The organism is Legionella drancourtii LLAP12 (genome assembly GCF_000162755.2).
Lineage (GTDB): Bacteria > Pseudomonadota > Gammaproteobacteria > Legionellales > Legionellaceae > Legionella > Legionella drancourtii.
The window spans coordinates 4,149-5,897 of sequence record NZ_JH413799.1; the positions used below are offsets into that span (position 1 = coordinate 4,149).

Sequence of the window (1,749 nt, forward strand, 5' to 3'; positions counted from 1 at the left end):
TAAGCTTTAGGTTTTTGATTCCACTGATTTTCAGGAGTTTCCCAACGATTTATCCCGTAATATGTATGCGGTTCTGTTGACGTTTCTCTAAGACGATTTCAATATGAGAGAAAATACTATGAAAATTTAAGAGGTGTACCTTTATATTGGCCATGCTGATTTTACCATGCAAATAATGTGCATTTATTGTACATTATAAACATTAAGAGATTATTAAGGGATCATCTTGTATTTTTTTCGCTAATGCTGTGATTGGTATTTAGGTATTATCGGTGAACGGCAAAATAATGTGGCTGATGTCGGCAATTTAATCTGGCCGTTTACAACTGATTTTGACATGAAAATATGGAAGTATTTAGCTCGATTAAAAAAGTAAACAAAACCCCCGTTTAATTAACTTAAGAAATTGTTAAAATTCACTAACAAGGTTTTGCTACAACTTGACAAAAGTGCTCCATTGGAGCATAATTAAATTATGAAAAAAATGATAACAATAATTGAATTTGCAGGGTTTCTTTCACAAGTAGGGAACTCAATAAGCCCTGATGAGCGAGATGAATTTATTACTTATATCGCCAATAATCCCGAAGTAGGTGATATTATTCCTGGAACTGGAGGTGTAAGGAAAGTTCGTTGGGGAAGTAAGGATAAAGGGAAAAGTGGTGGAGTAAGAGTAATCTACTATTTTTACAATGAATCTGCCCCTATTTTTTTGTTAACTGTTTATGGTAAAGGTGAAAAGGAAAACTTATCTCCTGAGCAAAAGAAACAAATTTCGGCTCTTGCACAAGTTTTAAAGGCCGAATGTAAGCTAAATAGGAGTCAACATTATGACTAATCGAAATATTGGTAATGAAATAATCCAAGGTATGACAGATGCTATTGAATATATTCGAGGAAATAGTGGTACCGCAAAAATTAATAAAGTCGAAATACCCAATGTAATTGATGTTCGCGAAATTCGAGAAAATCTTAAATTATCTAGAAAGGAGTTTGCGGATAGTTTTGGCTTTAGTTCTAGAACATTACAACACTGGGAGCAGGGGGATAGGGTTCCTCATGGTTCTGCAAAGATTCTTTTATTGCTTTTGCAACGTGAGCCGGCAACTATTGCAAAAATATTGCGTCAAAATTAATAGCATACAAGGATAAAAATGATAAGTTTGTTTAAAAGGAAGAAACCAACCCCAAAAGAGCTGAAGCAATTTGGGTTATTCGTTGCTAATCATCCTTGGAAAATAATGCTAATAATGATCTGTGTAACCATGTTCACGTGCATTAGCTTCCTATTAATATTTAATAGCTGAAGCTCAACGTCATTGAAACGGGGTAGGGCGGCCTTGGATTCAACTCATAAATGCTGCGAATTGTTTTCATTAGGTCTGATTAATTAAGTTAATCAGATCTAAAAATTGGGGATTGACGGTAAATTTTCATGTGATTATCTGTCGAAATTTTAATTAACCATTTGGTTGGGTAGGCGTAATAAAATCGACTTCTTCTGTAGCCCCCGGAAACACTGAAGAGGTCTTGATCTGTATCTTTCAAGAGGTTTTATTGGTTGTAGTAATGGCAGAATAAAAATTTACCTTTAAATTTCTTGTTTAGGCGATTATCTAATAAGTGGCAATATAAATCATTATCTAAAATCAATCGTTGATTTAATGAGATATAATAACGTTTTGATAAATATTAGATTTAATTTTATTCCACTAGGTCTAAATGTGCACATTTAATTCAGCTTCATTG

The 1,749-nt window shown here is 33.5% G+C and carries 2 protein-coding genes; both read left to right on the forward strand.

Annotated elements, in window-relative coordinates; all coding sequences use genetic code 11:
• Positions 1-475: 475 nt before the first annotated feature.
• Positions 476-838 (forward strand): type II toxin-antitoxin system RelE/ParE family toxin, encoded by a 363-nt coding sequence (locus LDG_RS02305; protein WP_006869498.1) that lies wholly within the window; start codon positions 476-478, stop codon positions 836-838.
• Positions 831-1,136 carry a helix-turn-helix domain-containing protein gene (locus LDG_RS02310; protein WP_006869499.1) on the forward strand — a complete coding sequence of 102 codons (306 nt, stop codon included), beginning with the start codon at positions 831-833 and terminating at the stop codon, positions 1,134-1,136. Before LDG_RS02305 ends, LDG_RS02310 begins: the two co-directional genes overlap by 8 nt.
• The last annotated feature ends 613 nt before the right edge of the window (positions 1,137-1,749 follow it).

Excerpts from the sequence above, each read along its gene's own strand:
- LDG_RS02310 (WP_006869499.1), top strand. The coding sequence starts at position 831 with ATGACTAATCGAAATATTGGTAATGAAATAATCCAAGGTATGACAGAT.
- LDG_RS02305 (WP_006869498.1), top strand. The coding sequence starts at position 476 with ATGAAAAAAATGATAACAATAATTGAATTTGCAGGGTTTCTTTCACAA.